This is a genomic window from Sphingobium naphthae (assembly GCF_043589935.1).
GTDB classification, from domain to species: domain Bacteria; phylum Pseudomonadota; class Alphaproteobacteria; order Sphingomonadales; family Sphingomonadaceae; genus Sphingobium; species Sphingobium naphthae_A.
The window spans coordinates 199,228-225,500 of the sequence record NZ_CP171455.1 but is presented as its reverse complement, the minus strand read 5'-3'; the positions used below and the strand labels follow the sequence as shown (position 1 = coordinate 225,500).

The 26,273-nt window shown below is 68.2% G+C and carries 22 protein-coding genes; 6 read left to right on the top strand and 16 right to left on the bottom strand.

The window, feature by feature from the left end; all coding sequences use genetic code 11:
• Positions 1-23 precede the first annotated feature (23 nt).
• From ACGGKE_RS16115 to ACGGKE_RS16105, 3 genes are read left to right on the top strand one after another with little or no spacing between them, the layout of a single operon-like run.
• A complete protein-coding gene (locus ACGGKE_RS16115; protein ID WP_394443041.1) occupies positions 24-530 on the top strand; it encodes a 2Fe-2S iron-sulfur cluster-binding protein in 507 nt (168 codons plus the stop codon).
• Positions 527-1,507 (top strand): FAD binding domain-containing protein, encoded by a 981-nt coding sequence (locus ACGGKE_RS16110; RefSeq protein WP_394443039.1) that lies wholly within the window; start codon positions 527-529, stop codon positions 1,505-1,507. Before ACGGKE_RS16115 ends, ACGGKE_RS16110 begins: the two co-directional genes overlap by 4 nt.
• The gene (locus ACGGKE_RS16105) at positions 1,504-3,837 is read left to right on the top strand and encodes a xanthine dehydrogenase family protein molybdopterin-binding subunit (RefSeq protein WP_394443037.1); all 2,334 of its coding nucleotides are present in this window, start codon (positions 1,504-1,506) and stop codon (positions 3,835-3,837) included. Before ACGGKE_RS16110 ends, ACGGKE_RS16105 begins: the two co-directional genes overlap by 4 nt.
• Before the next feature lie 7 nt (positions 3,838-3,844).
• Here ACGGKE_RS16105 and ACGGKE_RS16100 read toward each other — a convergent pair whose 3' ends face one another.
• Complete coding sequence (locus ACGGKE_RS16100) at positions 3,845-4,456, bottom strand: TIGR02281 family clan AA aspartic protease (RefSeq protein WP_394443134.1); 612 nt, start codon at positions 4,454-4,456, stop codon at positions 3,845-3,847.
• A gap of 168 nt (positions 4,457-4,624) precedes the next feature.
• Here ACGGKE_RS16100 and ACGGKE_RS16095 point away from each other — a divergent pair, with 168 nt between their 5' ends.
• Positions 4,625-4,840, top strand: a complete 216-nt coding sequence (locus ACGGKE_RS16095) for a hypothetical protein (RefSeq protein ID WP_394443035.1) — start codon at positions 4,625-4,627, stop codon at positions 4,838-4,840.
• 123 nt (positions 4,841-4,963) lie between these two features.
• On the opposite strand, the gene ACGGKE_RS16090 is transcribed toward ACGGKE_RS16095, so the two are convergent.
• The 3 genes from ACGGKE_RS16090 to ACGGKE_RS16080 form a co-directional block, all read right to left on the bottom strand.
• Positions 4,964-6,364, bottom strand: a complete 1,401-nt coding sequence (locus ACGGKE_RS16090) for an alginate export family protein (protein WP_394443033.1) — start codon at positions 6,362-6,364, stop codon at positions 4,964-4,966.
• Between the two features lie 64 nt (positions 6,365-6,428).
• The gene (locus ACGGKE_RS16085) at positions 6,429-7,742 is read right to left on the bottom strand and encodes an MFS transporter (protein WP_394443031.1); all 1,314 of its coding nucleotides are present in this window, start codon (positions 7,740-7,742) and stop codon (positions 6,429-6,431) included.
• Positions 7,743-7,782: 40 nt separating this feature from the next.
• Positions 7,783-9,051 carry a gallate dioxygenase gene (locus ACGGKE_RS16080; RefSeq protein WP_394443029.1) on the bottom strand — a complete coding sequence of 423 codons (1,269 nt, stop codon included), beginning with the start codon at positions 9,049-9,051 and terminating at the stop codon, positions 7,783-7,785.
• Between the two features lie 205 nt (positions 9,052-9,256).
• Between ACGGKE_RS16080 and ACGGKE_RS16075 the strand changes: the two genes are divergently transcribed.
• Positions 9,257-10,162, top strand: coding sequence for a helix-turn-helix domain-containing protein (locus ACGGKE_RS16075; RefSeq protein ID WP_394443027.1), 906 nt, complete (start codon positions 9,257-9,259; stop codon positions 10,160-10,162).
• Positions 10,163-10,169: 7 nt separating this feature from the next.
• Here ACGGKE_RS16075 and ACGGKE_RS16070 read toward each other — a convergent pair whose 3' ends face one another.
• The 5 genes from ACGGKE_RS16070 to ACGGKE_RS16050 all read right to left on the bottom strand — a co-directional run bounded on the left by ACGGKE_RS16070 (position 10,170) and on the right by ACGGKE_RS16050 (position 16,236).
• Positions 10,170-12,629, bottom strand: a complete 2,460-nt coding sequence (locus tag ACGGKE_RS16070) for a glycoside hydrolase family 2 TIM barrel-domain containing protein (RefSeq protein WP_394443025.1) — start codon at positions 12,627-12,629, stop codon at positions 10,170-10,172.
• Between the two features lie 253 nt (positions 12,630-12,882).
• Positions 12,883-13,101, bottom strand: coding sequence for a hypothetical protein (locus tag ACGGKE_RS16065; RefSeq protein WP_394443023.1), 219 nt, complete (start codon positions 13,099-13,101; stop codon positions 12,883-12,885).
• Between the two features lie 102 nt (positions 13,102-13,203).
• Entirely contained in the window at positions 13,204-13,902 is a 699-nt protein-coding gene (locus tag ACGGKE_RS16060) for an SDR family NAD(P)-dependent oxidoreductase (RefSeq protein WP_394443021.1), read from the bottom strand.
• A complete protein-coding gene (gene yaaA / locus ACGGKE_RS16055; protein ID WP_394443019.1) occupies positions 13,899-14,651 on the bottom strand; it encodes a peroxide stress protein YaaA in 753 nt (250 codons plus the stop codon). Before yaaA ends, ACGGKE_RS16060 begins: the two co-directional genes overlap by 4 nt.
• An 85-nt stretch (positions 14,652-14,736) precedes the next feature.
• Positions 14,737-16,236, bottom strand: coding sequence for a CoA-acylating methylmalonate-semialdehyde dehydrogenase (locus ACGGKE_RS16050; protein ID WP_394443017.1), 1,500 nt, complete (start codon positions 16,234-16,236; stop codon positions 14,737-14,739).
• A 95-nt stretch (positions 16,237-16,331) separates the two neighbouring features.
• Here ACGGKE_RS16050 and ACGGKE_RS16045 point away from each other — a divergent pair, with 95 nt between their 5' ends.
• Positions 16,332-17,216 carry a LysR family transcriptional regulator gene (locus tag ACGGKE_RS16045; protein WP_228165354.1) on the top strand — a complete coding sequence of 295 codons (885 nt, stop codon included), beginning with the start codon at positions 16,332-16,334 and terminating at the stop codon, positions 17,214-17,216.
• A gap of 10 nt (positions 17,217-17,226) precedes the next feature.
• Here ACGGKE_RS16045 and ACGGKE_RS16040 read toward each other — a convergent pair whose 3' ends face one another.
• From ACGGKE_RS16040 to ACGGKE_RS16010, 7 genes are all read right to left on the bottom strand, one after another.
• Positions 17,227-19,653 carry a glycoside hydrolase family 3 N-terminal domain-containing protein gene (locus ACGGKE_RS16040; protein WP_394443014.1) on the bottom strand — a complete coding sequence of 809 codons (2,427 nt, stop codon included), beginning with the start codon at positions 19,651-19,653 and terminating at the stop codon, positions 17,227-17,229.
• A gap of 75 nt (positions 19,654-19,728) precedes the next feature.
• A complete protein-coding gene (locus ACGGKE_RS16035) occupies positions 19,729-20,925 on the bottom strand; it encodes an MFS transporter (RefSeq protein ID WP_394443012.1) in 1,197 nt (398 codons plus the stop codon).
• Positions 20,922-21,992 (bottom strand): LacI family DNA-binding transcriptional regulator, encoded by a 1,071-nt coding sequence (locus tag ACGGKE_RS16030; RefSeq protein WP_394443010.1) that lies wholly within the window; start codon positions 21,990-21,992, stop codon positions 20,922-20,924. Before ACGGKE_RS16030 ends, ACGGKE_RS16035 begins: the two co-directional genes overlap by 4 nt.
• A 7-nt stretch (positions 21,993-21,999) precedes the next feature.
• Positions 22,000-22,935: a family 16 glycosylhydrolase gene (locus ACGGKE_RS16025; protein ID WP_394443008.1), complete on the bottom strand. Its 936-nt coding sequence runs from the start codon at positions 22,933-22,935 to the stop codon at positions 22,000-22,002.
• A complete protein-coding gene (locus tag ACGGKE_RS16020) occupies positions 22,932-24,431 on the bottom strand; it encodes a tryptophan halogenase family protein (protein ID WP_394443006.1) in 1,500 nt (499 codons plus the stop codon). The genes ACGGKE_RS16025 and ACGGKE_RS16020 overlap by 4 nt, the downstream gene beginning before the upstream one ends.
• Positions 24,428-25,456 carry a cupin-like domain-containing protein gene (locus ACGGKE_RS16015; protein ID WP_394443004.1) on the bottom strand — a complete coding sequence of 343 codons (1,029 nt, stop codon included), beginning with the start codon at positions 25,454-25,456 and terminating at the stop codon, positions 24,428-24,430. The genes ACGGKE_RS16020 and ACGGKE_RS16015 overlap by 4 nt, the downstream gene beginning before the upstream one ends.
• Positions 25,449-26,180, bottom strand: coding sequence for a SapC family protein (locus ACGGKE_RS16010; RefSeq protein ID WP_394443002.1), 732 nt, complete (start codon positions 26,178-26,180; stop codon positions 25,449-25,451). The genes ACGGKE_RS16015 and ACGGKE_RS16010 overlap by 8 nt, the downstream gene beginning before the upstream one ends.
• Positions 26,181-26,273 lie beyond the last annotated feature (93 nt).

Genomic DNA, 26,273 nt, shown 5'->3' with positions numbered 1-26,273 from the left:
GCGTGCGCAACAGGGAGACAGGCATGAGCATCAACGTCAACGGCGCGCCGGTCGCGCTTCCCCAGGACCCGCGCATGTCGCTGCTCGATCTGCTGCGCGAGCAGGAGCATCTGAGCGGGACCAAGAAGGGCTGCAACCAGGGCGCCTGCGGCGCCTGCACCATCCTGGTCAATGGCGAGCGCATCCTGTCCTGCCTGGCGCTGGCGGTGCAATATGACGGGCAGGAGATCACCACGATCGAGGGCCTGGGCAGCGCCGACGACCTGCATCCGATCCAGCGCGCCTTCGTCCAGCATGACGGGTTCCAGTGCGGCTATTGCACGCCGGGGCAGATATGCTCCGCCGTCGGCATGATCGCCGAACTGCAACGGGGCGTGCCGAGCCATGTCACCGAGGACCTGGGCGACGAGGCGATCGCATTCAGTCAGGAGGAGGTGCGCGAGCGGATGAGCGGCAATCTCTGCCGGTGCGGCGCCTATAACGGGATTATCGACGCGATCACCGAAAGCGTCGCGGAGGTGGCGCAATGACACCTTTCACCTATCATCGCGCAGCGACGACGAGCGAGGCCGGGCAGCAGGCCGGCGCTGCGGGCAAATATCTGGGCGGCGGGACCAACCTGGTCGATCTGATGCGCGAGACGATCGAGCGGCCGGCGTCCCTGATCGACGTCACCGGACTGGACAGCGCGATCGCCGAGCAGCCCGATGGCGGCCTGCTGATCGGCGCGGCGGCGCGCAACACGGCGGTGGCGGAGCATCGGCTGGTGCGGGACCGCTACCCGCTGCTCGCGCGCGCGATCGTCGCCGGGGCGAGCGCGCAGATCCGCAACATGGCGACGGTGGGCGGCAACTTGCTCCAGCGGACTCGTTGCCTCTATTTCTACGATGTCGACGGCGCGCGCTGCAACAAGCGGGCACCGGGCGAAGGCTGCGACGCGATCGGTGGACTGAACCGCAACCACGCCATATTGGGCGCGTCCGACGCCTGCATCGCGACTCATCCGTCCGACATGTGCGTGGCGCTCGCGGCGCTGGATGCGGTGGTCCATGTGCAGGGGGCGGATGGCGCGCGCGCCATTGCCTTTGTGGATTTCCATCGCCTGCCCGAAGATCGGCCGGACGTGGAGACGCTGCTTCGACCCAGAGAATTAATCACCGGCATCGCCTTGCCGCCCTTGGCCTTCGCGCGGCGATCGACCTACCGCAAGGTGCGCGACCGGGCGAGCTACGCCTTCGCGCTGGTGTCGGTGGCGGCAGCTCTGGACATGGAGGATGGGCGGATCGCGGACGTGCGGCTGGCGCTGGGCGGCGTCGCGCACAAGCCCTGGCGGGCGACCCGCGCCGAAGCGGCGCTGCGCGGGCAGCCGGCCAGCGCGGCGCTGTTTCTAGACGCCGCCCGCGCCGAACTGGCCGATGCGCGGCCGCTGCGGGACAATGGCTTCAAGGTCGAACTGGCGCAGCGGACCATCGTTGCGGTCCTGACCCAGCTGATGGAGGAAGCATGAGCCTGATCGAAAGCGGCAAGGCGCTGGCGCAAGGCCTGATGCAGGGCGCGATGGCCAAGGCGGTGGCGCTCGCCCCCGACAGCTGGATACCGGGCGGCGAACCTGACCCGCTGATCCGCCACCAGCATGGATCGATCGGCAAGCCCGTGTCGCGTATCGACGGGCCGCTCAAGGTCGCGGGCGCGGCGCCCTTCGCCGCCGAATTCCCCATGGCGGACATGGTCTATGCGGCGATCGCCTATAGCAGCGTGGCGCGCGGCCGCATCGCGTCGCTGGACGTCGCGGCGGCGGAGGCGGCGTCGGGCGTGGTGCTGGTCATGTCGCACCATAATGCCCCGCGGCTCAAGCCCGCGCCGCTGTTCATGAGCGATCCCAAGGCCGCGGCGGGCGACAGCATCCCGGTGATGCAGGACGACGCCATTTGCTGGAACGGCCAGCCGATCGCGGTGGTGCTGGCGGCGACGCAGGAACAGGCGGACCATGCCAAGTCGCTGATCCGCGTCACCTATGAGGCGGAGGCGGCGGACACGGATTTCGAAGCGGCGATCGCGGCCGGCACCAAGCCGTCCCAATTCATGGGCCAGCCGCTGCACGACAAGCTGGGCGACGCGGAAAAGGCATTGGCAAAGGCGCCGGTCAGCATCGAGGCGGACTACCGCACGCCGCGCCACAATCATAATCCGATCGAGCTGCATGCCGTGACGCTCGCCTGGGACGGCGATACGCTGCGCATCCATGACGCGCAGCAGGCGGTCGCCCATTCGGCCTGGACGCTGGCGCAGGTGTTCGAGCTGCAGCCCGAGCAGATCCTGATCACCTCCCCCTATGTCGGCGGCGGCTTTGGCAGCAAGACGCTGTGGCAGCATCATATCATCGCGGCGGCGGCGGCCAGGCTGGCCCAGCGGCCGGTGCGGCTGATGCTGACGCGCGAAGGCGTCTATCGCACGGTGGGCGGCCGGTCGCTGACCCAGCAGCATGTGGCGCTCGGCGCGGAGAAGGATGGGACGCTGACCGCGCTGATCCATCGCGGCGTCACCGCCAAGACGGCGCATAACGTCATGCCCGAACCCTTCATCCTGCCGACGCGCAGCGCCTATGCGGCGCGGACCATGTTGCTGGACGTGCAGCAGGTGGAGCTGGACATGATCAGCAACACCTTCATGCGCGCGCCCGGCGAGGCGGTCGGCACCTTCGCGCTGGAATGCGCGATGGACGAGCTGGCCGAGAAGCTGGGCATGGACCCGATCGACCTGCGGCTGCGCAACGAGCCGGAGAAGGACCCGATTTCCGGCCTGCCCTTTTCCTCCCGTCATATCGCTCAGGCCTGGCGCGACGGGGCGGCGCGGTTCGGCTGGGACGCGCGCAGCGCCGTGCCCGCCGCCCGGCGTGAGGGCGAGTGGCTGGTGGGCGTTGGCTGCGCGACCGCGACCTACCCCTATTATCGCATGCCCGGGGGCGCGGCCCGCATCACCCTGTCGCGCGAGGGCGAAGCGACGATCGACATTGCCGCGCACGAGATGGGGATGGGAACGTCCACCGCGCAGACGCAGGTCGCGGCCGAGCGGCTGGGCCTGCCGATGGAGCGCATTCGCTTCAACTATGGGGATTCGACCCTGCCTGGCCTGGTGCTGGCGGGCGGATCGCAGCAGACCGCGTCGATCGGCGCGGCGGTGATCGCGGCCTATAACAAGCTGGTGGCGGAACTGCTGGCGCTGGCGGGCAATGACTCGCCGCTGGCGGGGCTGAAGCCCGATGAGGTCGGAAGCCAGGATGGCGGCCTTGCCAAGCTGGACGATCCGAGCCGGCATGAAAGCTATGCCTCCATCCTGAACCGGGCGCAGCGCACGACGATCAGCGTCGAGGCCGAGCCGCCCCAGCCGCTGGAGACGATGCACTGGTCGATGCACAGCCATGGCGCGATGTTCTGCGAGGCGCGAGTGAATGTCGTGACCGGCGAACCGCGCGTCACGCGCTTCCTCGGCTCCTTCGACTGCGGCCGCATCCTCAACCCCAAGACGGCGGCGAGCCAGTTCCGGGGCGGCATCATCATGGGGCTGGGCCTGGCGCTGATGGAGGAGACGCAGTTCGACGAGCGCAGCGGCCGGATCATGAACCCGAGCCTGGCCGAATATCATGTGCCGGTGCATATGGACGTGCCGGAAATAGACGTGATGTGGACCGACATTCCCGATCCGCATACGCCGATGGGTGCGCGCGGCATCGGCGAGATCGGCATCACCGGCACGGGCGCGGCGGTCGCCAACGCGATCTACAACGCGACGGGCAAGCGCGTGCGCGACCTGCCGATCACGCTCGACAAGCTGCTGTGACGCTGGCCTAGGCCGGCGGCGCGGGTTCCAGGATGAGGGTGCGGCCCTCGACCCGCCAGGAGGCAAGCTGGGTCAGGAAGTTCATGCCCAATATGTCGACATCGCCCAGCGCAGGCGAGACGACGACGCTGAGATCGCGGGCTTCCAGGCCATCGAGGGCCAGCCGATCCACGGTGCCGGTCTGGACCCGGACAGTGCCGTTGGCGGTCCGCATAAGGACGGGGACCAAGCCATCCTGCACCGTCACCGATGCAGCGCGGGCAGTGTCTTGCGAAAGGGCGGTGACGGTGGCGCCGCTGTCGATCAGCATCCGGCGCGGCACGCCATTGACCGTGGCGCGAGCCCAAAAATGGCCGTCGGGCGACATGCGGATGCGCACCGTGTCGCCGACCGCTGCCTGTTCGCCAAGGCCAAGGCGCGACTGGATCTGCGAGAGGGCAGGATCGAACGGGACGCGCTGGGCGAGCACCAGCAGCCCGATCGCCAGCAGCCCGATCGACAGCAAGGCGCGCAGGATGCGGCCGATGAAGGGGATGCTGAAGAACAGGAACAACAGCAGCGCGCCGCCCAGCGCAGAGGGAAGAAGGCGCTGCCATTCGGGATTGATCGCGATGTCCATCAAGGGTCAAACCAGAGGGCGAGGCTTTCGATCCCCTGAAGCGATAGCAGCAAGTCGGACAGCGAAGGCGACACAAGCGCGGAGCCAGCAAATAATAGTTCGTTAGCTAACTAACAATCTGTGAAATTACCCGGGTTTCGAGGTCGCGAGACCGCTCGGGTCGCGTTCTTGGCGATCAGCGCGGATTTCGCCGATGGCCTGTCCATAGGCGGGGGCGAAGCGCTGATCGAGGACATCGAGGCGGAACTGAAGCCGGGGATGGCCCAGCTCATTCCATTTATTTCCGTCCGGAAAAGCAGCGCGACACGGTGCGGGTCGCACTGCATGAGGAGCAAATCTGTCGATGAGGACAGTGACGCCGATGCGCCACTGCCCCATGGGTAACGATCAGAAACGGTAGCTGGACAGCAGCCCGAAATAATTGCCGTTGCGCCCACCATTGCGCGCGAAACCGTCGCCCGCGGAAAAATAGGTTTCGAACAGGCGGAAGCTCAGCCGCCGGGTCGTCTACCAGGAGGCTTCGAGATTGAGCGCCGTGCCGACATAGCGCGATCCGTCATAGGGCGCGAAGGACGCGCCAGCCGGGCCGATATAGACGCCGTCCGCCTTGTCCTGGCGCCAGAGGAAGTCCGGGCCTGCCATCAGCGTGACATTGTCGACCGGCTTGAGCGTCAGCGAGGGATAGAGATCCATCATGTTGGAAAAGTTGAAGAAGGCGGCTTCGCTGTAGAGCGGCAGGCGGGGCGCGGCCGCAACGAACGTGCCGGCCTTGCCGTCGCTGAGGTCATCATCGCCGCTGAAGGCGTTGGCGCGCAGGCCGAGCCGCGGCTTCATCGGTATGGACGGCCAGCTATAGCCGGCTTCCAGCATGACGCCCCAGGCGCGAATATCCTGATCGGCAAAGCTGCCGCGCTGGATCGTGCCCTCCAGGTCGAAGTCGAATCGCGGCGTGCGCTTCCACAGGCGCGCGCCCCAGTTGGTGCGCTGGTCCTCGCCCATGCCTTCGCGCAGGGTCGCGTTGCTGCGGTCATAGCGATACCAATAGGCGTCGGTGCCGAAGCCGGCGATCGCCTTGGGTGCGCTGACGTAGATGCCCTTGAACGCCTTGCCGGCGTCGCCCGTATCATCGAAGCTGTCGGCCGAGATCGCGACCGGGCGCAGAGCGAAGGCATCCACCGACAGCTTGCCGGGAAGGATATAGGTGGTGCGCAGTCCCTGATAGGTGAAGCGCATGTTGAGCCCTTCGCGGATGCCCACGAGCTTGCCATTGCCCAGCGGCATTTCGAAACGCCCGGGGCGGACGGTCAGCTTGCCGGCGTCGCCCAGCGGCACGGTGACGTCCATGAACGCCTGATAAAGGTCGATATGGTCTTCATTGGGCGCCGTGGCGAATTGTTCGCCATGCTCGCGATTGTCGCCCAGTTCGACATAGGCGCGGACATAGGGGCCGACATGCAAGTCGCCGACCAGCCGCAGCCGGGTCTGCACCGGATCATTGTCGTCATTGGCGCGCAGGCCAAGGGTCGAGTGCTTCCAGTTGGTGTAATAGACCCGCGCCTCCCCGCCGATGGAGAGATAGACGTTATCGTCCGCATCGAGCGAGATGTGGCGGATCTTCTCCAGGAAGGGGGCGTCGTCAGCCGGCTTCTTCGACCAGTCTTCGGTCCAGCGGATCGCCTGCGGCACGCCGGGCGGGCCCTTGCGCCCGCCGGGCAGCGCTTCTGCGGGGGCGGGCTGCGACCGGGCGGGCCGGATGCCCGGTGGCGAGGCGGAGGCCTGCGGGCCGCCGGAACTGTCCTTGGCGTCATCATCGGGGGCGACGGACTGGGCCGAGGCGACGGACGCCAGAGCCAGCGAGAGGGGCGCGGCGCAGGCAAGGCCCGCAAGCCGCGAAAAACGGCGCGACATATATCTTCTCCTAATCAATCGCAGGCGAACGGGCAAGCGGGCGGGCCTCAGCCCGCCCAGCGCATCAGGCGATGGCGTTTTCGCGGTAGCGCACCAGCGCCAGGGCGATGCCGCCGACCAGCGTGCCGCCCGCCATGAGGAGGGCGACGAGCGAGAGCGGGGTGCCGCTGGCGAAGAGCAGGCCGGCGACGATTGGCCCAAGCGCGGCGCCCGCGCGGCCGACGCCGATCACCAGGCCCGTGCCGCCGGCGCGCAGCGCGGCCGGGAAGGACTGGGCGATGACGGCGTAGAGACCGGCGGTGGCGGCATTGGTGAAGAAGCCGCCGATGCAGGCGATGACGCCCAGGCTGGCGAGCGTGCTGAAGCCCTGGCCGAACACCGCGACCGCGACGGCGCCGCAGATCATCGCGCCGATCACCAGCGGACGTACGCCGACCTTCTGCGTCATCAGGCTAAGCACCAGGCAGCCGGTGGCGCTGCCGACATTGGCCCAGACCAGCACGCTGCCCGCCAGCGCGGGCGGGTAGCCCATGTCGGTGACGATCTTGGGAATCCACTTCACCAGGAAGTAGAAGGTCATCATGTGCGCGAAATAGGCGAGGATCAGCAGCAGGGTGACGCTGGCCATGCCGGGCGCGAAGAACTGGCCGAAGCTGAAGCGTTGCGGCGCTTCGTCGCGGGGCGGCAGGGCGTCGAGCGGGGCGCGACCCTGGCGCACCATGGTGCGGTTGATCTTCTCCAGCGCGCCGGCGGGCCGCTTGTGCAGCAGGAAGGCGATGGTTTCGGGCACCAGCCACAGCACGATGGGGATGAAGCAGGCGGTCAGGATTGCGCCGAATTCGAACACGGTCTGCCAGCGGCCGGTCGAGGCGAGCAGCAGCGAGGCGATCGACCCGCCGATGATCGCGCCGACGGGATAGCCGCCCGCCATGATCGCCACGGCCAGGTTGCGGCGGCGCGCATTGGAACATTCGGCGACGATCGCGTTGGTCGCCGCCAGCATGCCGCCGATGCCGAGACCCGTGAAGAGCCGGTAGGCAGAGAGGATGGTGACATTCTGCGCCGTCGAGGCGAGGAACATGCCCGCCGCCATGATGACGAGGCAGGAGAGGATGGTCGGGCGGCGGCCGATCCGGTCGGCCATGGCGCCCAGGATGAGGGCGCCGATGCCCATGCCGATCAGCTCCATCGACAGGACGAGGCCGAGCGCGGCGCGATCAATGCCCCAGTCCCGGGCGATGCCGGGCGCGGCGAAGCTGATCGACAGCACGTCGAAGCCGTCGAGCGCGTTCAGCGCCGTGGCGATGCCGATGGCGATCACCTGGCGAAAATGCATGGGTTCGCGCGCGATGATCGCCCGCGGGTCCAGTTCACTCATATCCTCTACCTACTTTCCTTGAACATGCCCGCGGGGACGATCAGTCCTGGTCGACGGGCGCGGCGACCGAATAGATGACCTGCTGGTTGCGGGTCTTTTGGAAGTCCTCCAGCGTTTCGCCGCGCATGGCGGCGTAGATGTGGAGGTTGGAAACGCCACTGACGGCGCCGAGCTTTTCCAGCAGGAAGAAGATGGCGCCATGGTGGATCAGCCCGCGCCAGTCGCGCCGGCGGATGAGGTCGCGCTCTTCGTCGCTGAGGTCGGCGGCGGCCAGTTCGCTCGCCTCGTCGGCGAGGAAGCGGGCGCGGTGGTCGGGATCGACCAGGCGATGGAGGAAGCGATTGACGCGCCAACCCTGGGCGCTGCGTTCCTGCGTATAGGGATAGGTGCCCTCCAGCGCGTCGGCGCCGCGCAGCTGATCGGCCATGCGATCGCGGTGTCGGGCGGCGTCGCCTTCGTCCATGGGCGCGGCTTCGTTTTCGTAGATGGCGGTCGCGATCGCGGTCATCGACGGCAGATAATAGCTTTGGTGCACGCGGTTGATCCGCGCCGACAGCGCGCCGCGCATGATCAGCCACATGATGACTTCCGAGCCTTCCATGCCGCCCAGGCGCGCATAGTCGGCATGAGTCATGCGGGTGAGCGCTTCGGGATCCTTTTCGAGCAGGTCGAGGAAGCGCATGTCCCAGTCGGTATTGTTGAAGCCGCAGCGTTCGCCATGAACCTGATGCGACAGGCCGCCGGTGGCGACGATCGCGACCTTGATGTCCGGCGGATAGCTTTCGATCGCGCGGCGCAGCGCCTGGCCCAGGCGATAGCAGCGCCCGGCCGTGGGGATGGGGAATTGCAGCACGCCCACCTGCAGCGGCACGATCCGCGTCGGCCAGCCCTGTGCGTCATGGGGCATCAGCACCGAGAGCGGCGAGAAGATGCCATGGTCGAGCGGCTTGTCGCGAAAGCTGCTCATGTCGAATTCGTCGGTCATCAGCGACTGGAGGATGTGGCGCGAGAGCGCGGCGTCGCCCGCGACCGGCGGCATCGGCCGCGCGCCGCCGCCTTCGTCGGCGACGGCATAGCGATCGTCCACGCCCAGGCAGAAGGCGGAATAATGATCGAAGAAGAAGGAAGTGATATGATCATTGTAAATCATCAGCAGCACGTCGGGCCGCTTGTCCTCAAGCCAGTGGCGGATCGGCCCATAGGCGTCGAAGATCGGCTTCCAGGCCGGATCGTCCTGCTTGCGGGCGTCGAGCGCGAAACCGATGGTGGGGGTATGGGAACTGGCAATCGCGCCGATAAGGGTAGCCACGTCAACGTCCTGCGTATGGACAGCCCGGCAGGATGGCGGCTGCGCGCGAGAGGGCGCGCGATGCGGCTGACCTGACCAAGCATCGTCTCCTAAAAAACGTCGATCCGCCAGGCCAAAACCCGCCCGATCAATTGCGTGATCTTCTGCTTTGGGGTAGAGCGAGTCCATGGCGGTAACGGAAAATCATTTGGACTTTTCGCCAAAGATGCCGGGGGGGAACAGCGTCAGCGCCGCCGCCGTGCCGCGCTATATCCTCTATGGCGATGCCCGCGACCGGCCCGACTGGTTCGTCAATGTCGAGCCGCTGGACAAGAGATGCCGTGAGCGGGGCTGGATCATCAAGCCGCACACCCATCCGCGCATGACGCAGATCGTCTATTGCCAGCAGGGTCAGGGGCATATGATGATCGACGGCGACAATCAGGCCTTCGCGCCGGGCTGCGTCATGGTCGTGCCGCCGCACCGCATCCATGGGTTCCACTATGCCGGCGCCGCTCAGGGATGGGTGATCACGATCGAGACTCATTATCTCGACGACCTGCTTATCCGTGCGCCCGAATTGCGTCATGTGCTGGAGAGCGGCGGCGTCTTTCCGCTGGCCGCGCGCTGCGACGCGCAGGTGGAGCCGGCAATGGCGGCCCTGACCGAGGAATTGCAGGCGGGGCGCCGGGGCGGCGCGCTGGGGGCGGAAATCCAGCTGATGTCGGTGCTGCTGCTGTTCCTGCGGCACTGGCCGGTGCAGGACCGGCCTGACGCGGTGCTGACCGGACGAGCCGAACTGGTGCGGCGTTTTCGCCTGCTGGTTGAGGCGCAGTATCTCCGCCAGCCGCCGGTGTCGGACCTGGCGGCGCAGCTATGCGTCAGCGTGTCGCAGCTGCGCCTGGCGTGCAAGAGCGTGACCGGCATGTCGCCGATCGAATTGCTGCACGACCATCTGCTGGCCGAGGCGAAGAGATGCCTGGCCTATACGCCGATGAGCGTCAGCGAGATCGCGCATCGGCTGGGCTTTAGCGACGCGGCCTATTTCTCGCGCTTCTTCGCGAAGCTGGCGTCGATGCCGCCGACCGCCTTTCGCCGGCAGCAACTGCACCCGGCGGCGATCGAGCCCTGAGCGTCGGTCAGCGCCGGGCCTGAAGCGTCACGGCGCCGCGGGCCAGCCCATCGGCGGTCGCGCTGACGGTCAGGCGGCCGGCGCCCGCGCCGCGCACCAGCGCCACGGCATGCCCGTCGAGCGCCGCGCGATCCGGCGAAGCGAAGGGCGTGTGATCGACCGAGGAGCCATTGTCGGTGGCGACCAGCGTTCCTGCGCCAGCGACGGAGAAATGCAGGCGGTGGCTGGCGGACGGCACGGTCACGCCATGGGCATCGACGACGCGCGCCCGGACATAGACGAGATCGTCGAAGGTCGAGCCCACGGTCGGCGCGTCCGCCTCCAGTTCAATGGCGACCGGCGGGCCGGCAGTGCGCAGACTGTCGGAGACCTGCGTCCGGCCCGCGTCGAGGCATTGGGCGCGCACCTCGCCCGGGGCATAGCGCACGGTCCAGCGGCGCGGCGACGCATCGGCATGGATCGGCTGCGCGCCAAGCGAGCGGCCGTTGAGAAAGGCCTCCACCCGGTCGCAATTGCTGTAGACTTCGATCACTTCGTCATGCGGGCTGCTGTCCTGCGGCGTCCAATCGTCGAACAGGGCGACCTTGGGCCGGGGCGTGGCAACGGCGATCATGGTGGGCAGGGCGGGCTGGTTGGGCCCGCCCGCGCCGTCAGTCGCCGGGCCGGCGGTATCGGGATCGGCATTGCGCACGACATGGAGGACGGGCTTGTCCGACCACCAGCTTTCGCGCTGCATGCCGATGATCTTCCGCCGGCCGGTGCGGTCGAGCAGCCCGGCGGGGCTCTGGATATTGGGCCAGCCCGAACGGTTCGCCTCGCCGAGATAATCAATGCCGGTCCACAGGAACATGCCGGCATAGGGGGCATAGTCGCGCACCGGCACCCAGTTGCTGCGGTTATGGCCGTTTTCGGTGCCGATGATCTTGCGGTCGGGCTTTTGCCGGCTGGCGGCGATCAGTTCATTCTCGCGGTAGTTCTGGCCGATGACGTCGAGCATGTCGGCCAGGCCATTGTCATAATCCTTGGTCACATTGGGGCGGAACAGCGCCATCGTCACCGGCCGCGAGGGATCGGCGGCGTGGATGATGTCGAGGATGCTGCGCAGCGCCGCCTTGGCCTGGACCGGATAGGCGGTATCGTGAATCTCGTTGCCCGCGCTCCACAGGATGATGCTGGGATGGTTGCGGTCGCGCCGCACCATGTCGAGCGTGTCGCGCTTGTGCCAGTCGCCGAAGAAGAGATGATAATCCTCCGGCGTCTTGGCGACGTTCCACTGGTCGAACAATTCGTCCATGACGAGGAGGCCGAGTTCGTCGGCGAGGTCGAGAAATTCGGGGCTGGGGACATTATGGGCGGTGCGGATGGCGTTGACGCCCAGCGCCTTCAACGCGGTGAAGCGCTGGCGCCAGACGTCGAGCGGCACCGCCGCGCCGACCGCGCCGCCATCATGATGGAGCGCCACGCCCTTCAGCTTGATGTTGCGGCCATTGAGCCAGAAGCCGGTCGCGGCCTCGAACCGCGCGTCGCGCACGCCAAAGCGCACCTGCCGATCATCCAGCACCGCGCCGTCGGCCGCGAGCAGGCGGATCGTCGCGCGGTACAGGGCGGGATCGTCCAAGTCCCAGCGGCGCAACTGCGTCAGCGGCACGTCCAGCGCCACGGTGCGAGTGCGGCCGGCGTCGACCAGGGCGGCGGGCGCGGCGCGGTGCGCGACCTGCCGCCCGTGCGGATCGGTCAGCACCAGATCGACCGTCACCTCCGCCGCCGTCGCGGCGGCGTTGCTGATGTCGGTGGCGACGGCGATGGTCGCGCGGTCGCCGTCGATCGCGCTGGCATGGACGAAGGCGCCGCCCTGCGGGATGTGGACGTCGCCGGTTTCGATCAGGCGGACATGCCGGTAGATGCCTGCGCCGCTATACCAGCGCGAGGACGGAGCGGCGGAGGTGTCGGCGCGCACGGCGATGATGTTGCGCCCGTCCGCGCGCAGATGGCGGGTGATGTCGTAGCGCAGGCTGACATAGCCCATCGGGCGATAGCCGACATGATGGCCGTTCACCCAGACGCCGCTGCGTTCCATGATGCCGTCAAAGTCGAGGAAATAGCGCCGCCCCGGCTTTGGCGCGAGCGGCAGGGCGCGCCGATACCAAGCGACGCCGCTGGGCAGGAAGCCATTTTCACCCGCCGCCTTCGCATCCTTGTCGAAGGGGCCGGCGATCGCCCAGTCATGGGACACCGACACCGGCCGCCAGCCGCTGTCGTCAAGCGTGGGGCTTTCCGCGCCCTGCGGGTCGCCCTGATAGAAGCGCCAGCCATCGGGCAGGGGCGTGACCGCGCGAGGCGCCGCCTGCGCCTTGTCCGCAAAGGCGGCGCCGGGTCCCAGCGCGCAGGCCAGAAGCAGGAAGAAGGCCAGGCGAAAGCGCCGCCAGAATGGCGCATGGCGCGCGCCGATGGTGCCGCATATTGGCATGATCCAACCCCTCCCGATGCGTCGAACCGCCATGGCGGCGCGCTTTCGCAATGAGGCTAATCGATGCTGCCATCATGTGCAACATGAGTCCAACATGCGGGCTTTTCCTGCCAGTCGTTCGGTTGTCCTCACAAGCATTTGTGCATGGTTACCGGCCTCGCCTCGCAATCTCAGGCCGATCGTCGCTTTGCTGCGAGAAATTCTGCGATGACCCGTCGCGCCCGGCGATCATCCACAACGAACCGGGTGTGGGCTACCGGCTGGCCTGACGGACCCGGCGCGCACCGGGGGTCGGCGGGATCAGCGAGGCGCTCATGTCCCGGTCCGCCATGAGGCGGCGGATGTCGGCGTCGCCTTCATTGGCCATCTGTATGAGGGCATTGGCGGTATGCGGATCGGTGGTGGTGATGGCGAGGCGGCGGCACAGGTCCACGCGCCCCCACATGCGCCGCAGCAATTCCGATTGTTCCATGCCTGCTTCCCGAAAGGCCGATCGCTCGCCCAATGAACAGCGGCGATGCTGGTTCCATGCCCTATCGCGCGTTGGACGGTGCGTCCAGCGGCGGCGATGCCGTCAGAAGGGGATTTCCTCGCCCTGATAGTCGAGCAGCTTGCCGCTGTCGGTAGGTTTGAGCGCTTCGATCACGTCGAGCAACTGCATTGCTGCGCGTTCGGGGTCGAACAGGCGGCCGTCGGGGACATTGGCCTGGAACGGGCGGGAGAGGGCAGTGTCGACCGTGCCGGGGTGGAGGGTGACGAGGATCGACCGGTCGTTGCGGCGCTTTTCCTCGATGGCGAGCGTGCGCACCAGCATGTTGAGCGCGGCCTTGGACGCGCGATAGCCGTGCCAGCCGCCCAGGCGATTGTCGCTGATCGACCCGACCCGCGCCGACAGGGCGGCGAAGACGGCGCGGCCGGTGCGCGGCATCAGCGGCAGGAAATGTTTGGCGACGAGCAGCGGGCCGATTGCGTTGACGGCATAGCTGCGCGCCAGCCAGTCGGGATCGATGTCGCGCAGCGCCTTTTCCGGGCCGCGATCGCCGTCGTGCAGCAGGCCCGTCGCGACGAGGACGAGAGCGGGCGCGGGGCCGCGCGCGACATGAGCGGCGGCGGCGGCGATGCTGGTTTCGTCCAGCAGGTCGATATGGTTCGCGCCGCTGAAGGATCGGGCAAAGCCGTGCACGGGCGCGAAGGCGCCTTCCTCCTCCAGCAGCGTCCGGAACGCGCTGCCGATGCCGCCCGACGCGCCGATGATGACGGCCGCGCCGCTCATGCGCGGGTGAAGCGCCACATGTCGGCGTCGCTTTCCGCCGCGTCGAAGCGATAGCCGTCGCTGTCGAAGCCGCGCATGGCGTCGATGTCGGTGACATGATGTTCGCACATCCAGCGCGCCATCATGCCGCGCGCCTTCTTGGCATGGAAGCTCACGAAGCGGGGGCCGTCGGGACCGGGCTCGCGGAAATCGACGTCGATGATGCGCACGCCGTCCAGCCGGCCCTTCACCGCGGCGAAATATTCCTGGCTGGCGAGGTTGAGGATGGCGTTCGAGCCTTCGGCCGCCAGTTCGTCGCGCAGATAGGCGGCGATCCGGTCGCCCCACCAGTCGGTCAGCGCCTTGTGCCGGGGCGCCCAGCGCGTGCCCATTTCTAGGCGATAGGGGCGGATGGCGTCGAGCGGGCGCAGCAGGCCATAGAGGCCCGAGAGGATGCGGACATGATCCTGGGCGAAGGCGACGCCGGCGTCCTCTAGCGTGTCGACTTCAAAGCCGGTGTAGACGTCGCCGGCGAAGGCGAAGAGCGCGGGGCGCTGCGGCAGGTCGGGGAAGCCGGCGAAGCGGTCGGCATTGAGCTTGGCGAGCTTGGGCGAAATATGCATCAGTTCGGCAAGCCGCTTCTGGCTGAGCCGCGCGGCCGAGCGGGCGAGGCTCTGCGCTTCGTCCGCGAAATGCGGCGTGGTCGGGTCAAGCGGGGGCAGGGTGCGCTCGAAATCGAGCGTCTTGGCGGGCGAGAGAAGAGCGATCATGGCGGGCGGGTTAAGCCGGGCCGCGTGCCGCGTCAAACGGATCGAAGGGCGCGCGGCCGATTGGCGCGCGCCCTTCGCACGGTCCTCATTTCATCGTCGGGATGACGAAGCTCTGGTCGACCACGACGCCGCCCGAGGGCCAGCGCTGCGTGATCTTCTTGGTGCGGGTGTAGAAGCGCACGCCATCCTCGCCATATTGATCGAGGTCGCCGAAGCCCGACCGCTTCCAGCCGCCGAAGCTGTGATAGGCGACCGGCACCGGGATCGGCACGTTGATGCCGACCATGCCGACTTCGACATCGGCGGCGAAGCGGCGGGCATAGTCGCCATTGCGGGTGAAGATGGCGACGCCATTGCCATATTGATGCTGCGAGGGATAGCTGAGCGCTTCCTCGAAGCTTTCGGCGCGCAGGATCTGGAGCACGGGGCCGAAGATTTCGTCCTGATAGCTTTTCATCTGCGGCGTGACCCGGTCGATCAGCGTCGGCGCGAGATAGAAGCCTTCCTCATAGCCCTGGAGCGAGAAGCCGCGCCCGTCGACGACGATTTCCGCGCCTTCATCGGCCGCCATCTGGATATAGCTTTCGACGCGCGCCTTGTGCTGGCCAGTGACGAGCGGGCCATATTGGGCCTGCGGGTCGCTGGGAATGCCGGGGCGCAGCGTTTCGATGGCGGCGACCAGCTTTTCGCGGAAAGCCTGCGCGGTTGCTTCGCCGACCGGCGTCACCACGGGCAGCGCCATGCAGCGCTCGCCGGCCGAGCCATAAGCCGCGCCCACAATGTCGGCCACCGCCTGGTCCATGTCCGCGTCGGGCAGGATGATGCCGTGATTCTTCGCGCCGCCCATGCACTGGGCGCGCTTGCCGTTCTGCGCGGCGCGGGCATAGACATAGTTGGCGATGTCGGACGAGCCGACGAAGCTGACCGCCTTGATGTCGGGATGGTCGAGGATCGCGTCGACCATTTCCTTGTCGCCATGGACGACGTTGAAAATGCCTTCGGGCAGGCCCGCCTCCAGCGCCAGTTCGGCGAGGCGCACGGGAGCCGAGGGATCGCGTTCCGAGGGCTCGAGGATGAAGGCGTTGCCGCAGGCGATCGCGACGGCGCCCATCCACAGCGGGATCATCGCGGGGAAGTTGAACGGCGTGATGCCCGCGACGATGCCGAGCGGCTGGCGCAGCGAATAGACGTCGATGCCGGGGCCTGCGCCCCCAGTATAGTCGCCCTTGAGCAGATGGGGGATGCCGCAGGCGAATTCGACGACTTCCAGCCCGCGCTGCACATCGCCCTTCGCGTCGGCGATCACCTTGCCATGTTCGGACGAGAGCAGCGCCGCGAGGTCGTCCATATTGGCTTCGATCAGTTCCTTGAAGCGGAACATGACGCGAGCGCGGCGCTGCGGGTTGAAGGCCGCCCATGCGGGCTGCGCCTGGCGCGCGGACGCGACGGCGTCCTCCAGCAGAGCGGCGTCGCCCAGCAGCACCTGCGCCTGGACGGCGCCGGTGGAGGGATCGAGAACATCGGCGCTGCGGCCGCCATCGCGCGACTGGGCGGCGCCATGGATGAAATGAGTGATGGAGCGCATGGGCGAATTCCTCTCCTTGCTTGTCGGGGCAGCATAGGCATTTCTGTTTGGCGGTGATACAGCCAGGGCGACACATTGGTTGTGCGGAAATGCCCATGCTGAATTCGGATGACCTGCGCCTGTTCCTGGCGGTGATGCGCGAGGGCAACATGCTGGCGGCGGCGCGGCGGGCGGGGATCGACCACAGCACCGTGGCGCGGCGGATCAGCGCGCTGGAAGCGGCGCTGGCGGCGCGGCTGTTCGACCGGTCGCCGCGCGGCGTCACCCCCACGCCCGCCGCCTTTGCGCTGGCGCCCCATGCCGAGCGCGTGGAAAGCGAATTGCTGGCGGCGGCGGCGAGCGTCGCGGGGCGGGACCGCGATGTCGAGGGGGTGGTGCGGTTGGCGACGCCCGAAGCCTTTGCTGCGCATTTCGCCGCGCCGCATATCGACGCGCTGCGCCAGGCGCACCCCCGGCTGACGCTGGAACTGGCGTCGGAAAGCCGGGCGGCGAGTCTGTCCAAGCGGGAGGCGGACATTGCGGTGATGCTGAAACCGCCGCCGCGCGGCCGGCTGGTGGCGCGCAAGCTGACCGATTATCGGCTGGGGCTCTATGCCGCGCGCGACTATGCGGCGCGCCATGGCCTGCCCGAGAGCCGGGCCGCGCTCGGCCGGCATGTCTTCGTGTCCTATATCGAGGAGCTAGCGGGCTTTCCCGAGATGATGGCGCTCGACCAGATCGTGTCAGGCGCGAACATCGTCTTCCGCGCCAGCTCCAGCGCGGCGCAGCAGGCGGCGGTCGCCGCCGGGCTGGGGCTGGGCGTGCTGCACTTGTTCGCGGCGGATGCCGACGACCGGCTCGTCCGGCTGATGCCGGGCGAGGCGGAAGTGTGGCGCAGCTACTGGCTGGTCATGCATGCCGACCTGCAGCGGCTGCCGCGCGTGCGCGCGGTCGTCGACTGGCTGGAGACGGTCGCCCACGCCATGCGCGAGCGACTCTAGCCGCGGTCTCCTATTTCGCCGGGGGCGGGCAGCTGGGGGTTTCGCCGACGCCTTCGGTCAGGATGTTGCGGATGCTCACCGACAGGCCCGCGCCGGCCGAGAGGCGCAGCGGCGTGCCGACGGCGGTGACATCGGCGCCCGCATCGGCGAAGCAGCGCAGCGGGACGCGCAGGGTCGAGGGGGCGCCCACTGGCAGTTCCGCGATCTTGCCGCTGATGTCGAGCCGAGCGCCGCCGAAGCTGAGGACCACCGGCGTGCTCTTCGCCGCGTCGACGCGCCAGTCGATGCGCAGCGCGAAGGCGCCGTTCAGCTGGCGGCGCATGTCGACCGGGGGGCCGTCGATCGCGATCGCGCCGGGGGCGGTCCAGACGAACTGGCGCGCATCCTCCTGCGCGGCGACGTCGATCGCGCGCGCGGATACGCTGCTGTCGATGCCGAGCCGCCAGGGATCGACCACCTTGCCGGTGCGCAGAAACTGGCTGTCGCTGGCGGCGGGGCCTTTTTCGACGCGGGGATCCTCATTGACCGGCCCCTGGGCACGGGGATGGGCGTAATCGAGGCCATAGCCCGTCGGGAAGAGCGGGGCGGTGACCGGCGAGCGCGCGTCGGCGGGCCAGGCGAAGGGCAGGCGGCCGGTGAAGTCGCGCAGGCTTTTCCCGTCCTTGCCGGCGACCAGCACATCGGCGACGCCCTGCCCCTGCGACCCCGGCAGCCAGGCCGCGACGAAGGCGGCGGCGGCGTTCAATTCGGGGCCGGTGAAGAGCGGCCTGCCCGAAAGGAAGACCGCGACCGTCGGAATGCCCTGGCCTTTCAGCCTTTTGAGCAGCGCAACCGCGTCCGCGCTGTCGCGGAACAGGAGATTTTCGGCGTCCCCCTGAAATTCGGCATAGGGTTGTTCGCCAAAGAGGATGATGGCGACATCGGGCTTTTGCTCGACGGCGCCGGTGGGGTCGATCCGGGCGGTGCCGCCCGCAGCGGTGACGGCGTCCGCGATCGCGCGGCCGATGGTCTGGCCGCGCGGGAAATCAGCGGCGGTCGTGTCGGTCCCCTGCCAGGTGACGGTCCAGCCGCCCGCCTGCATCGCCATATTGTCGGCGCCCGGGCCAGCGACCAGCACCCTGGCGCCCGGCTTGATCGGCAGGACCGACCCTTCATTCTTGAGCAGCACGAGCGATTTGGCGACCGCTTCGCGGGCGATGGCGAGATGATCGGGCGCGCCCAGCCTGTCCGGGTCGCCGCGCTCCACCGGAGACGGGCCCATCAGGCCGAGCTTATATTTGACGCGCAGGTTGCGGCGCACCGCGTCGTCGAGCCGCTGCCCGCTGATCTTGCCGGCGCGGACATCGCGGACCAGGCTGTCGAACAGCCCCTTCCAGCTGTCGGGCGCCATATAGAGGTCGAGCCCGGCATTGAGCGCGGCGGCGCAGTCGGTGACGGTGCAGCCGGGCACTTGCCCATGGCCGTTCCAATCGCCCACCACCAGGCCTTCAAAGCCCATGCGCCCCTTGAGCACATCGGTCAGCAGCGTCGGATTGCCGTGATTCTTGACGCCGTTCCAACTGGAGAAGCTGGCCATGACGGTGAGCGCGCCGGCGTCGATCGCGGCGGGATAGCCCTGCGCATGGGTGCGGACCAGTTCGGCCTCGGAAATCTGCGCGTCGCCCTGATCCTTGCCGTTGCTGGTGCCGCCGTCGGCGAGGAAATGCTTGGCGGAGGCGGCGACATGGAGGGGGCCGAGCGGCTTGCCGGCTTGCAGGCGGCCCTGCAGCCCTTCGACCATTGCGGCGGAATAGGATTTCACCAGCGCGGGATCGGCGGCATAGCCTTCATAGCTGCGGCCCCAGCGCAGGTCCTGCGGCACGGCGAGCGTCGGGGCGAAGGTCCATTCGATGCCCGATCCGGCGATTTCCGCCGCCGTCGCCCCGCCGATGCGGCGGATGAGGTCGGGATCATGAGCCGCGCCAAGGCCGATATTGTGCGGAAAGATGGTGGCGCCCGGCACATTGCTGTGCCCGTGCACGGCGTCAACGCCGAAAAGGATGGGAACGCCCGCCCCCGCCTTGAGCGAGGCGGCGCGATAGTCCTGCACGAGCTTCGCCCAGGTGGCCGCATCCGCGCGCTCGTCGCCATAGGGGCCGCTATTGCCGCCCGCGAGGATGGAGCCGAGCGGATAACGGGCGAGGTCGGCGGGGGTCACGGAACTGATGTCGCCCTGCACTACCTGGCCGACCTTCTGTTCGACGGTCATGCGGGCGAGCAGGGCGGTGATCGCCTGTTCGGTCGCGGCGTCGGTGATGGCGGCGGGGCTGCGGGCTGCGGGCCAGGCGGCGGGATGGGCGCGGGCGGCAGGCGCTACGGTCGGCGCCTGTTGCGCGGGCGCGGCGCTGGCAAGCGCCAGCGCGCTGGTGAGGAACATGGCGGCGTGGCGCATGGGCATCCTTCCTGACAAGATTATTGTGAACGTTCTCATCAAAGGTCCTGTCATGTCCGGCAGGAGAAATCAAGTCTGGCCTCAGCGGCCGGCGCGTCGCTCGCCCAGCGCCAGTCCGCGCAGCAGCGCCGCCGCGCCCAGCGACAACAGCGCCATCACCGCGAACAAAGCAGGGAAGCCGAGCAGCGGCACGAGGCCGATGGTGAGCGAGGGCATCACCAGCGAGGGCACGGTGTTGGTGAGGTTGAAGAGGCCAAGGTCGCGGCCGCGCGAGCGGCTGTCAGGCAGCACGCGCAGCGTCTGCGCGCTGTGCAGGGCAAGGAAGATGTTGGTGGCGAGGCCGAAGATCAGGAAGCCGATGGTAGCCTCCACCCCGTCGTCCGCAAGCGCCATGGCGAAAAGGCCGATGGCGGCGACGACGGCGGCGATCCGCAGCGGGCTGACCGGACGGCTCCGACGGTCGGCCGCATAGCCCGCCGCCAGCGCCGCCGGCGCGGCGAGCAGCAGCACGACCGCCAGCAATCGGGCGATGGTCGCGTCGCCGAAGCCGTTATCGACGCCGCGCAGCCAGACGTAGAGATAGGCGAAGAGCGCGGCCTCCGACACCTGGATCATCAGGCGCGCGAACCACATGCGCGTGGCCATGGCGCGGAGCAGCGGCACCGGGGTCGCCTGCTCGGGCGGGGGTTCATCCTCGACCCGGCCCGTGCGGCCGAAGAGGATGATCGGCAGCACGCAGGCGGTGGTGATCGCGGCGACCAGGCCAAGGCGCAGCGTCGGGCCGGCTAGGCCGGGAATGGTCACGAGCGCGCCGGTCAGCGCGCCGGACGCCGGCGCAAAGGCGAGCAGGCCGCCCAGCAGCCCCTTGTGCCGGTCGGGCACGACATCGGCCGCCCAGGCGGCGAGCGGTCCCAGCATCATGTTGAGCGCGCCCTGCCAGGCGAGGATCAGCGCGGTGAGCGCGGCCAAGCTGTGCGCGCGGGGCACCAGCATCAGCAGCCCGCCCGACAGCAGCAGCCCCGCCAGCACCCAGGGACGGCGCGTGCCGCTGCGATCGCTGAGCCAGCCGAAGAGGATATTGGCGGCGCTGGCCATGATCGCGCCGCAAAAGGTGGTGACGGCGAGCCACTGGACGTTCTCGCCGCCGCCCACCAGTTCGATCCGGACCGGCAGCAGGATGGTGAGGAAGGGCGTGTAGGCGATCGTCCCGCCGGCCCAGGCGAGCGCATAGAGCAGCAGGAAGCGGCGGTCCCGGTCCGGTCCCGTTCGGTCGATCATGCGGCGGGCGGCGGGGCGGTGGAGCCGCGCGTCACCAGCGTCATGGGCAGCAGGGTGGCGGGCGGCGGCGTTGCGCCTTCGCGCTGCGCCTCGATCAGCAGCCGCACGGCGGTGGCGGTGGTTTCAGCGATCGGCTGGTCCACGGCGGTTAGCGGCGGGGTGGTGAAGCGCACCAGCGGCGTGTTGTCGAAACTGACGATGGACAGGTCGCGGGGGATGTCGAGCCCGGCGGCGCGCGCCGCCTCGATCGTGGCGAGGGCCATCTGGTCGTTGCTGGCGATGATGGCGCTGGGCGGCGCGGCGCGAGCGAGCAGGGCGCGCGCGGCGCGCGCGCCCGAGGCATAGCTGAAGTCGCCCGCCTCCAGCCATGCGTCGCCGTCCAGGCCCGCCGCCGCCATTTCCGCGCGCCAGCCATCGACGCGCCAGCCCGCCAGCCGATATTCGGCCGGTCCCGATATGAAGCCGATGCGGCGATGGCCGAGATCTATGAGATGCCGGGTGGCCAGCCGCGCCCCGCCTTCATCGTCCATCGACACGCGCACGCCTGCGGGCGAACCGCCATCCTCATCCCCCAGCGCGCCGATCCGGGCATAGGGCACATGGTGGCGGGTGAGGATGCGCAGGATTTCCTGATTGTCGCTGTGCGGCGGGGTGAGGATCGCGCCATCGGGCTGAAGCGCGGCGAGCGCAGCGCCCAGTTCGCGCTCCAGATGATCCTCATGCGTGTCGACCAGTTCGAAGATCAGGCGATAGCCATGTTCAGCGCATTCCAGCATGCCGCCCAGCAGCATCTGGTCGACCCAGTCGGTGCCCTGCCGCGCGCGCCAGTCGGCGATGGTGCGTTCGCGGTCGTTGAGCGCGAGGATGAGATAGGATTTGGACCCGCTCATCCGCTGGGCCGCGATCGAGGGGACATAGCCCAGCCGGTCGATCGACGCCTGCACCCGCTCGCGCATTTCCGGGCGGACATTGGGTTCATTGTTGATGACGCGGCTCACCGTCTGCAGCGAGACGCCCGCGTCCGCCGCAACATGCTTGATCGTGACCGCCAGCCGCCGCCGCGCCATAGACTGTTTACCGTCCCCCGCTTTCGGCCGCGGGCGCCGCGTCCTTTTGCCAGACGCGCACCCAGTCGACCTGCATCATTTTCGGGAAGCCGCTGTCGTCGACGCCCTTGTCATTGCGTCCTTCGGGCAAGTGACCGCCAATGGCAAGGTTGAGGATCAGGTGGAAGGGACGGTCGAACGGCGCGCCCGGCGCATCCGAGCCCAGGCTGTGCCATTCATGCGGCGCGCGGCGCGCGAATGCGACGCCATCGACGCGCCAGACCATGCCCTGCGCGTCCCATTCCAGTTCATAGACATGGAATGCCTCGCGCGATCCGGGCAGGGCGGTTTCATCGCCGATATAGCGGTTGCGCGGCGGCTGCCCGCCGAAATGGATGGTGCCGAGCACGCGGTTTTCGACCCCGCCCGCGCAGTCGGGGCACGGCGTGCCGAGATTGACCGCTTCCATGATGTCGATTTCGCCCGAGGCGGCCCAGGCGCCATAGTCCCAGCCTTCGGGCAGCATCCAGATGGCGGGCCATGTTCCCTGTCCCTGCGGCAGCTTCGCGCGCACCTGCACCTTGCCATAGCGCCAGCTGGCCTTGCCGTCGGTCGACAAACGGGCGGAGGTGAAGGGCTTCGTGCGGCTCGCCTGGCGCTTTTCCGGCGTGTTGCGCTGGTCGGGCGGGAATGCGGGGCCGCTATGGCTCTGGCGGCGGGCGATGATCGAGAGCAGGCCGCCGGCGACGTGGTGATTGGCGGGCGTGGGGGTGTAGCATTGCCGCTCTTCATTGCCGCCGCCCCAGCAATTGTCGGCGAGCGTCCATTTGCTCGCGTCCAGCGAGGCGCCGTCAAATTCGTCGGACCAGACCAGAGACCAGCCGGGATCGCTGCCGGGCGCCTCGGCGGCGGATGCGGGCGCGGCGAGGAGCGCGGCGGCGAGGAGGAGCGGGCGCATGTTCATGCCGCCGCCACGTCCTGCGCGCCGCAATAACGCGCGATATAGGCTCCATGGTCGGGCAGGGCGGCGACCGTGCGGGACACCTGTTCGCGCAGGGTGGCGAGCAGATGCTCCAGTTCCTGCGGGCGGAGCTTGGCGGCGACGGGGTGATAGCTTTGCGGCGTCACGCCCTGTCCCATCATCACCTGCACCCAGCTGTTTTCGGCGAACAATTCCTCATTCTTGCGGAAAATGCGGCCGGTTTCGCGGAACAGTTCGATGCGGTGCGTGAGGCTGTCGGGCACGGACATGGAGGCGCAATGGCGCCAGAAAGGCGTATCGCGCCGGTCGGTCGCCTTGTAATGGAGGATCAGGAAGTCGCGGATCTGCTCCATGTCCGCCATTTGCTGGTCGTTGAACTCGGCGATGTCGCGCGGGCTGATCGCGCCGGCGGGCAGCATGCGCAGGATGCGCAGCACGGCGCGCTGGATGAGGTGGATGGAGGTGGATTCGAGCGGCTCCATGAAGCCGCCCGACAGGCCGACGGCGACGCAGTTGCGATGCCATTGCCGCCGCCGCGCACCGGTGCGGAAGCGGATGGGATTGGGCTGCACCAGCGTTTCGCCCTCGACGCTGTCCAGCAGCATCTGGAGCGCGGCGTCGGGCGTCATGAAGGCGCTGCAATAGACGATGCCGTTGCCCTGCCGGTGCTGGAGCGGGATGCGCCACTGCCAGCCGGCGTCATGCGCGATCGCGCGGGTATAGGGGACGGGCGGGCGCTCGCTGGCGGTCTGGACCGCGACCGCGCCGTCGCAGGGCAGCCAGTGCGTCCAGTCGTCATAGCCTGCATGCAGCGCACCTTCGATCAGCAGCGCGCGAAAGCCGGTGCAGTCGATGAACAGGTCGCCCTCGATCCGTCGGTCGCCGTCGAGCCGCAGGGCGGCGATGTCGCCGCTCGTCCCGTACAGGTCGACCGCGACGATCCGCCCCTCGATCCGGGTGGTGCCGTCGCCTTCCGCCATGGCGCGCAGAAATTTGGCGTAGAGGCCGGAATCGAGCTGATAGGCGTAATTCATCCGGTCGGGCAAATGGGAGAAGCGGCCGGCCTGCGCCGCCTGCAGCTCCAGGCAATAGTCGCCATAGGGCGCGTCATGGCCCTGCGCCTGGCCATGCATCCAGAAATGCTGGAAGCCCGCCGACCAATGATCCTTGCCGGTGCCGCCGAAGCTGTGGAAATAGCTTTCGCCCGGCACGCGCCAATGTTCGAAATTGATGCCCAGCTTGAAGGTCGCCTGGGTCGCGCGCATGAAGTCGGCTTCGTCGATGCCGAGGATGCGGTTATAGGCGACGAGCGGCGGGATGGTGCTTTCGCCCACGCCGATCGTGCCGATCTGTTCGCTTTCGACCAGCGTCACCTGCGCCACGGGGCCAAGCGTCCGCGCCAGCGCGGCGGCGGTCATCCAGCCGGCGGTGCCGCCCCCGGCGACGACGATGCGGCGAGGGAGGGAAGGCTGTTTCATTGCGACAGGCTCCTCAGCAGAAACTGGTGCATGCGCGCGGCCGATTGCGCGTCGAGCGGCGCGAGCACGCCCTGGCCATGGGCAGGCACATGGGCGCGCGCGTCCGCGCCGCCCGAAAAGACATAATGGTCGAATATGGCGCGCCAGACCGCGCGCTCATGGTCGGGCAGGTCGCGGATCGCCATGATCGCATGGTGGAGGGCGTTGTTGGGCTGGCCCAGATAGCGCGGCGTGTCGCGCCACCAATAGTTCATCAGGATGTTGAAGCGCGCCAGTCCTTCGACCTGATGATACCAGAGCGAGGGGATGAAGAGCGCGTCGCCCGGCTCCAGGTCGGCGACCTGCGCATGGGCGAGCGCTTCGCGAAAGGCGGGATGGGCGGCGAAATCGGGCGCGGCGCCATCGACCATGGAGATGGGCCGGCCGGCCGGCGTGATGTCTATGGGGCCAAGATAGAGATTGGCGAACTGGTCGGGCGGGAACAGGGTGAAGCGCCGCCGCCCCGCCACCACACAGGCGAGATTGTCGGGAAAGTCGTTATGCGCCGCGATCCGCGTCGCATTGCCGATCCAGAGCGAGAGCAGGGGCTGGCGCGCGCCGAGGTCCAGGCCATTGTCCTGCGCGACGCCGTCGAAAAACTGATGGACGTCGACCGAGCCCAGATAGACGGTCGGCACCTGATCGGCGGGCAGGCCGTCGGCCTTGTCGAAGCCGGCGAAGATGTCGGGCAGGCGGCCCTTGCCCATGCGGAAATTGACGCCCATGGCCTCGTCGTAGAAGAGGCGACCGCCAATGTCGGGGCCGGCCATGGACACGGTGAAGTCCAGGGCGCGCGCGCGATCGGCGAGATAGGCCCGGACCGCGCGGTCGCCCTGCCGCGCCGCCCGCACCAGTGGCCAGTCGCTGACCAAGCCGCGCAGGATGAAGGGCGTTTCCTCGCCCGCGAGCAGCGCGTCGAGCGCCGCTGCGTCCGCCACCGCCAGCTCCCGCACCGGGGGCAGCGCCGGGAGCGCGCCGTCAGCCACCGGCGATCCTGCGGTTCTTGCGCGCGACCAGCTCGCTGAATTGCGCGACCGAAGCCACCGCCATGAACAGTGGCATCAGATGGCCGGCGCCATGCAGGTCGGCAAGCGCGTCGGCATCCAGCGCCTGCAGCCGATCTTCATTGACGATATGGAAGCCGACGAGGCTGTTGTTCGACCCGTCGATCAGCGGCACGTCGATGGTGAAGGGTTCGAGCAGATCGTGCCGGACCAGCGCGGCGAAGAAATCGGCGCTGGCGCGATAGGCGGCGTCGAGATCGCCCAGCCGCTGCGCGATGAGGTCGAGATAGGGGCTGGGCTTGCCCGCCGCGTCGAACAGCGCTTCGCCATCCGTATTTTCCGGGCCGCCGCGCAGGATGCGGGGGCTGTCGAGATCGACATGCACCTGGCCGCCCGGCTGGCCGTCGGCGCTGCGGCCGATGAGGAAGGGCTGGACCGCCTGCGCCAAGGGCTTGTAGCCAGCATCCCAATGGCCGCCCTCCAGGAACAGATTTTCGCCATTGTCGAAGCCGAACAGGGCGATCGCGCTGAACGCGCCGCTGGCCTGATCGCGGCGGAAGAGGATGGGGAAATGGGCCTGCGCCTGGCGGAATTCGGCCGGCATCAGCAGGCAGGCCATGACGCCGTCGCCCAGCTCGGCCGCGCTGTCGGTCCGCACCCACAGGTCGCGATGGTTGAGGGAATCGAGAAGCTGATGCTGGCTCATGAAGAAAGGGACGCTCCACTCCTTGGCCCTGTGCCCCTGTGGCAAGGCCGCGCCCTGGCTTGCGCCGGGCACGGCCTTGTCCCACCCCCGGGA

Bases quoted from the DNA above. Each gene is read 5' to 3' on its own strand.
- ACGGKE_RS16115 (WP_394443041.1), top strand. From the start codon at position 24: ATGAGCATCAACGTCAACGGCGCGCCGGTCGCGCTTCCCCAGGACCCG.
- ACGGKE_RS16110 (WP_394443039.1), top strand. From the start codon at position 527: ATGACACCTTTCACCTATCATCGCGCAGCGACGACGAGCGAGGCCGGG.
- ACGGKE_RS16105 (WP_394443037.1), top strand. From the start codon at position 1,504: ATGAGCCTGATCGAAAGCGGCAAGGCGCTGGCGCAAGGCCTGATGCAG.
- ACGGKE_RS16100 (WP_394443134.1), bottom strand. From the start codon at position 4,456: ATGGACATCGCGATCAATCCCGAATGGCAGCGCCTTCTTCCCTCTGCG.
- ACGGKE_RS16090 (WP_394443033.1), bottom strand. From the start codon at position 6,364: ATGTCGCGCCGTTTTTCGCGGCTTGCGGGCCTTGCCTGCGCCGCGCCC.
- ACGGKE_RS16085 (WP_394443031.1), bottom strand. From the start codon at position 7,742: ATGAGTGAACTGGACCCGCGGGCGATCATCGCGCGCGAACCCATGCAT.
- ACGGKE_RS16075 (WP_394443027.1), top strand. From the start codon at position 9,257: ATGCCGGGGGGGAACAGCGTCAGCGCCGCCGCCGTGCCGCGCTATATC.
- ACGGKE_RS16070 (WP_394443025.1), bottom strand. From the start codon at position 12,629: ATGCCAATATGCGGCACCATCGGCGCGCGCCATGCGCCATTCTGGCGG.
- ACGGKE_RS16065 (WP_394443023.1), bottom strand. From the start codon at position 13,101: ATGGAACAATCGGAATTGCTGCGGCGCATGTGGGGGCGCGTGGACCTG.
- ACGGKE_RS16060 (WP_394443021.1), bottom strand. From the start codon at position 13,902: ATGAGCGGCGCGGCCGTCATCATCGGCGCGTCGGGCGGCATCGGCAGC.
- yaaA (WP_394443019.1), bottom strand. From the start codon at position 14,651: ATGATCGCTCTTCTCTCGCCCGCCAAGACGCTCGATTTCGAGCGCACC.
- ACGGKE_RS16050 (WP_394443017.1), bottom strand. From the start codon at position 16,236: ATGCGCTCCATCACTCATTTCATCCATGGCGCCGCCCAGTCGCGCGAT.
- ACGGKE_RS16045 (WP_228165354.1), top strand. From the start codon at position 16,332: ATGCTGAATTCGGATGACCTGCGCCTGTTCCTGGCGGTGATGCGCGAG.
- ACGGKE_RS16040 (WP_394443014.1), bottom strand. From the start codon at position 19,653: ATGCCCATGCGCCACGCCGCCATGTTCCTCACCAGCGCGCTGGCGCTT.
- ACGGKE_RS16035 (WP_394443012.1), bottom strand. From the start codon at position 20,925: ATGATCGACCGAACGGGACCGGACCGGGACCGCCGCTTCCTGCTGCTC.
- ACGGKE_RS16030 (WP_394443010.1), bottom strand. From the start codon at position 21,992: ATGGCGCGGCGGCGGCTGGCGGTCACGATCAAGCATGTTGCGGCGGAC.
- ACGGKE_RS16025 (WP_394443008.1), bottom strand. From the start codon at position 22,935: ATGAACATGCGCCCGCTCCTCCTCGCCGCCGCGCTCCTCGCCGCGCCC.
- ACGGKE_RS16020 (WP_394443006.1), bottom strand. From the start codon at position 24,431: ATGAAACAGCCTTCCCTCCCTCGCCGCATCGTCGTCGCCGGGGGCGGC.
- ACGGKE_RS16010 (WP_394443002.1), bottom strand. From the start codon at position 26,180: ATGAGCCAGCATCAGCTTCTCGATTCCCTCAACCATCGCGACCTGTGG.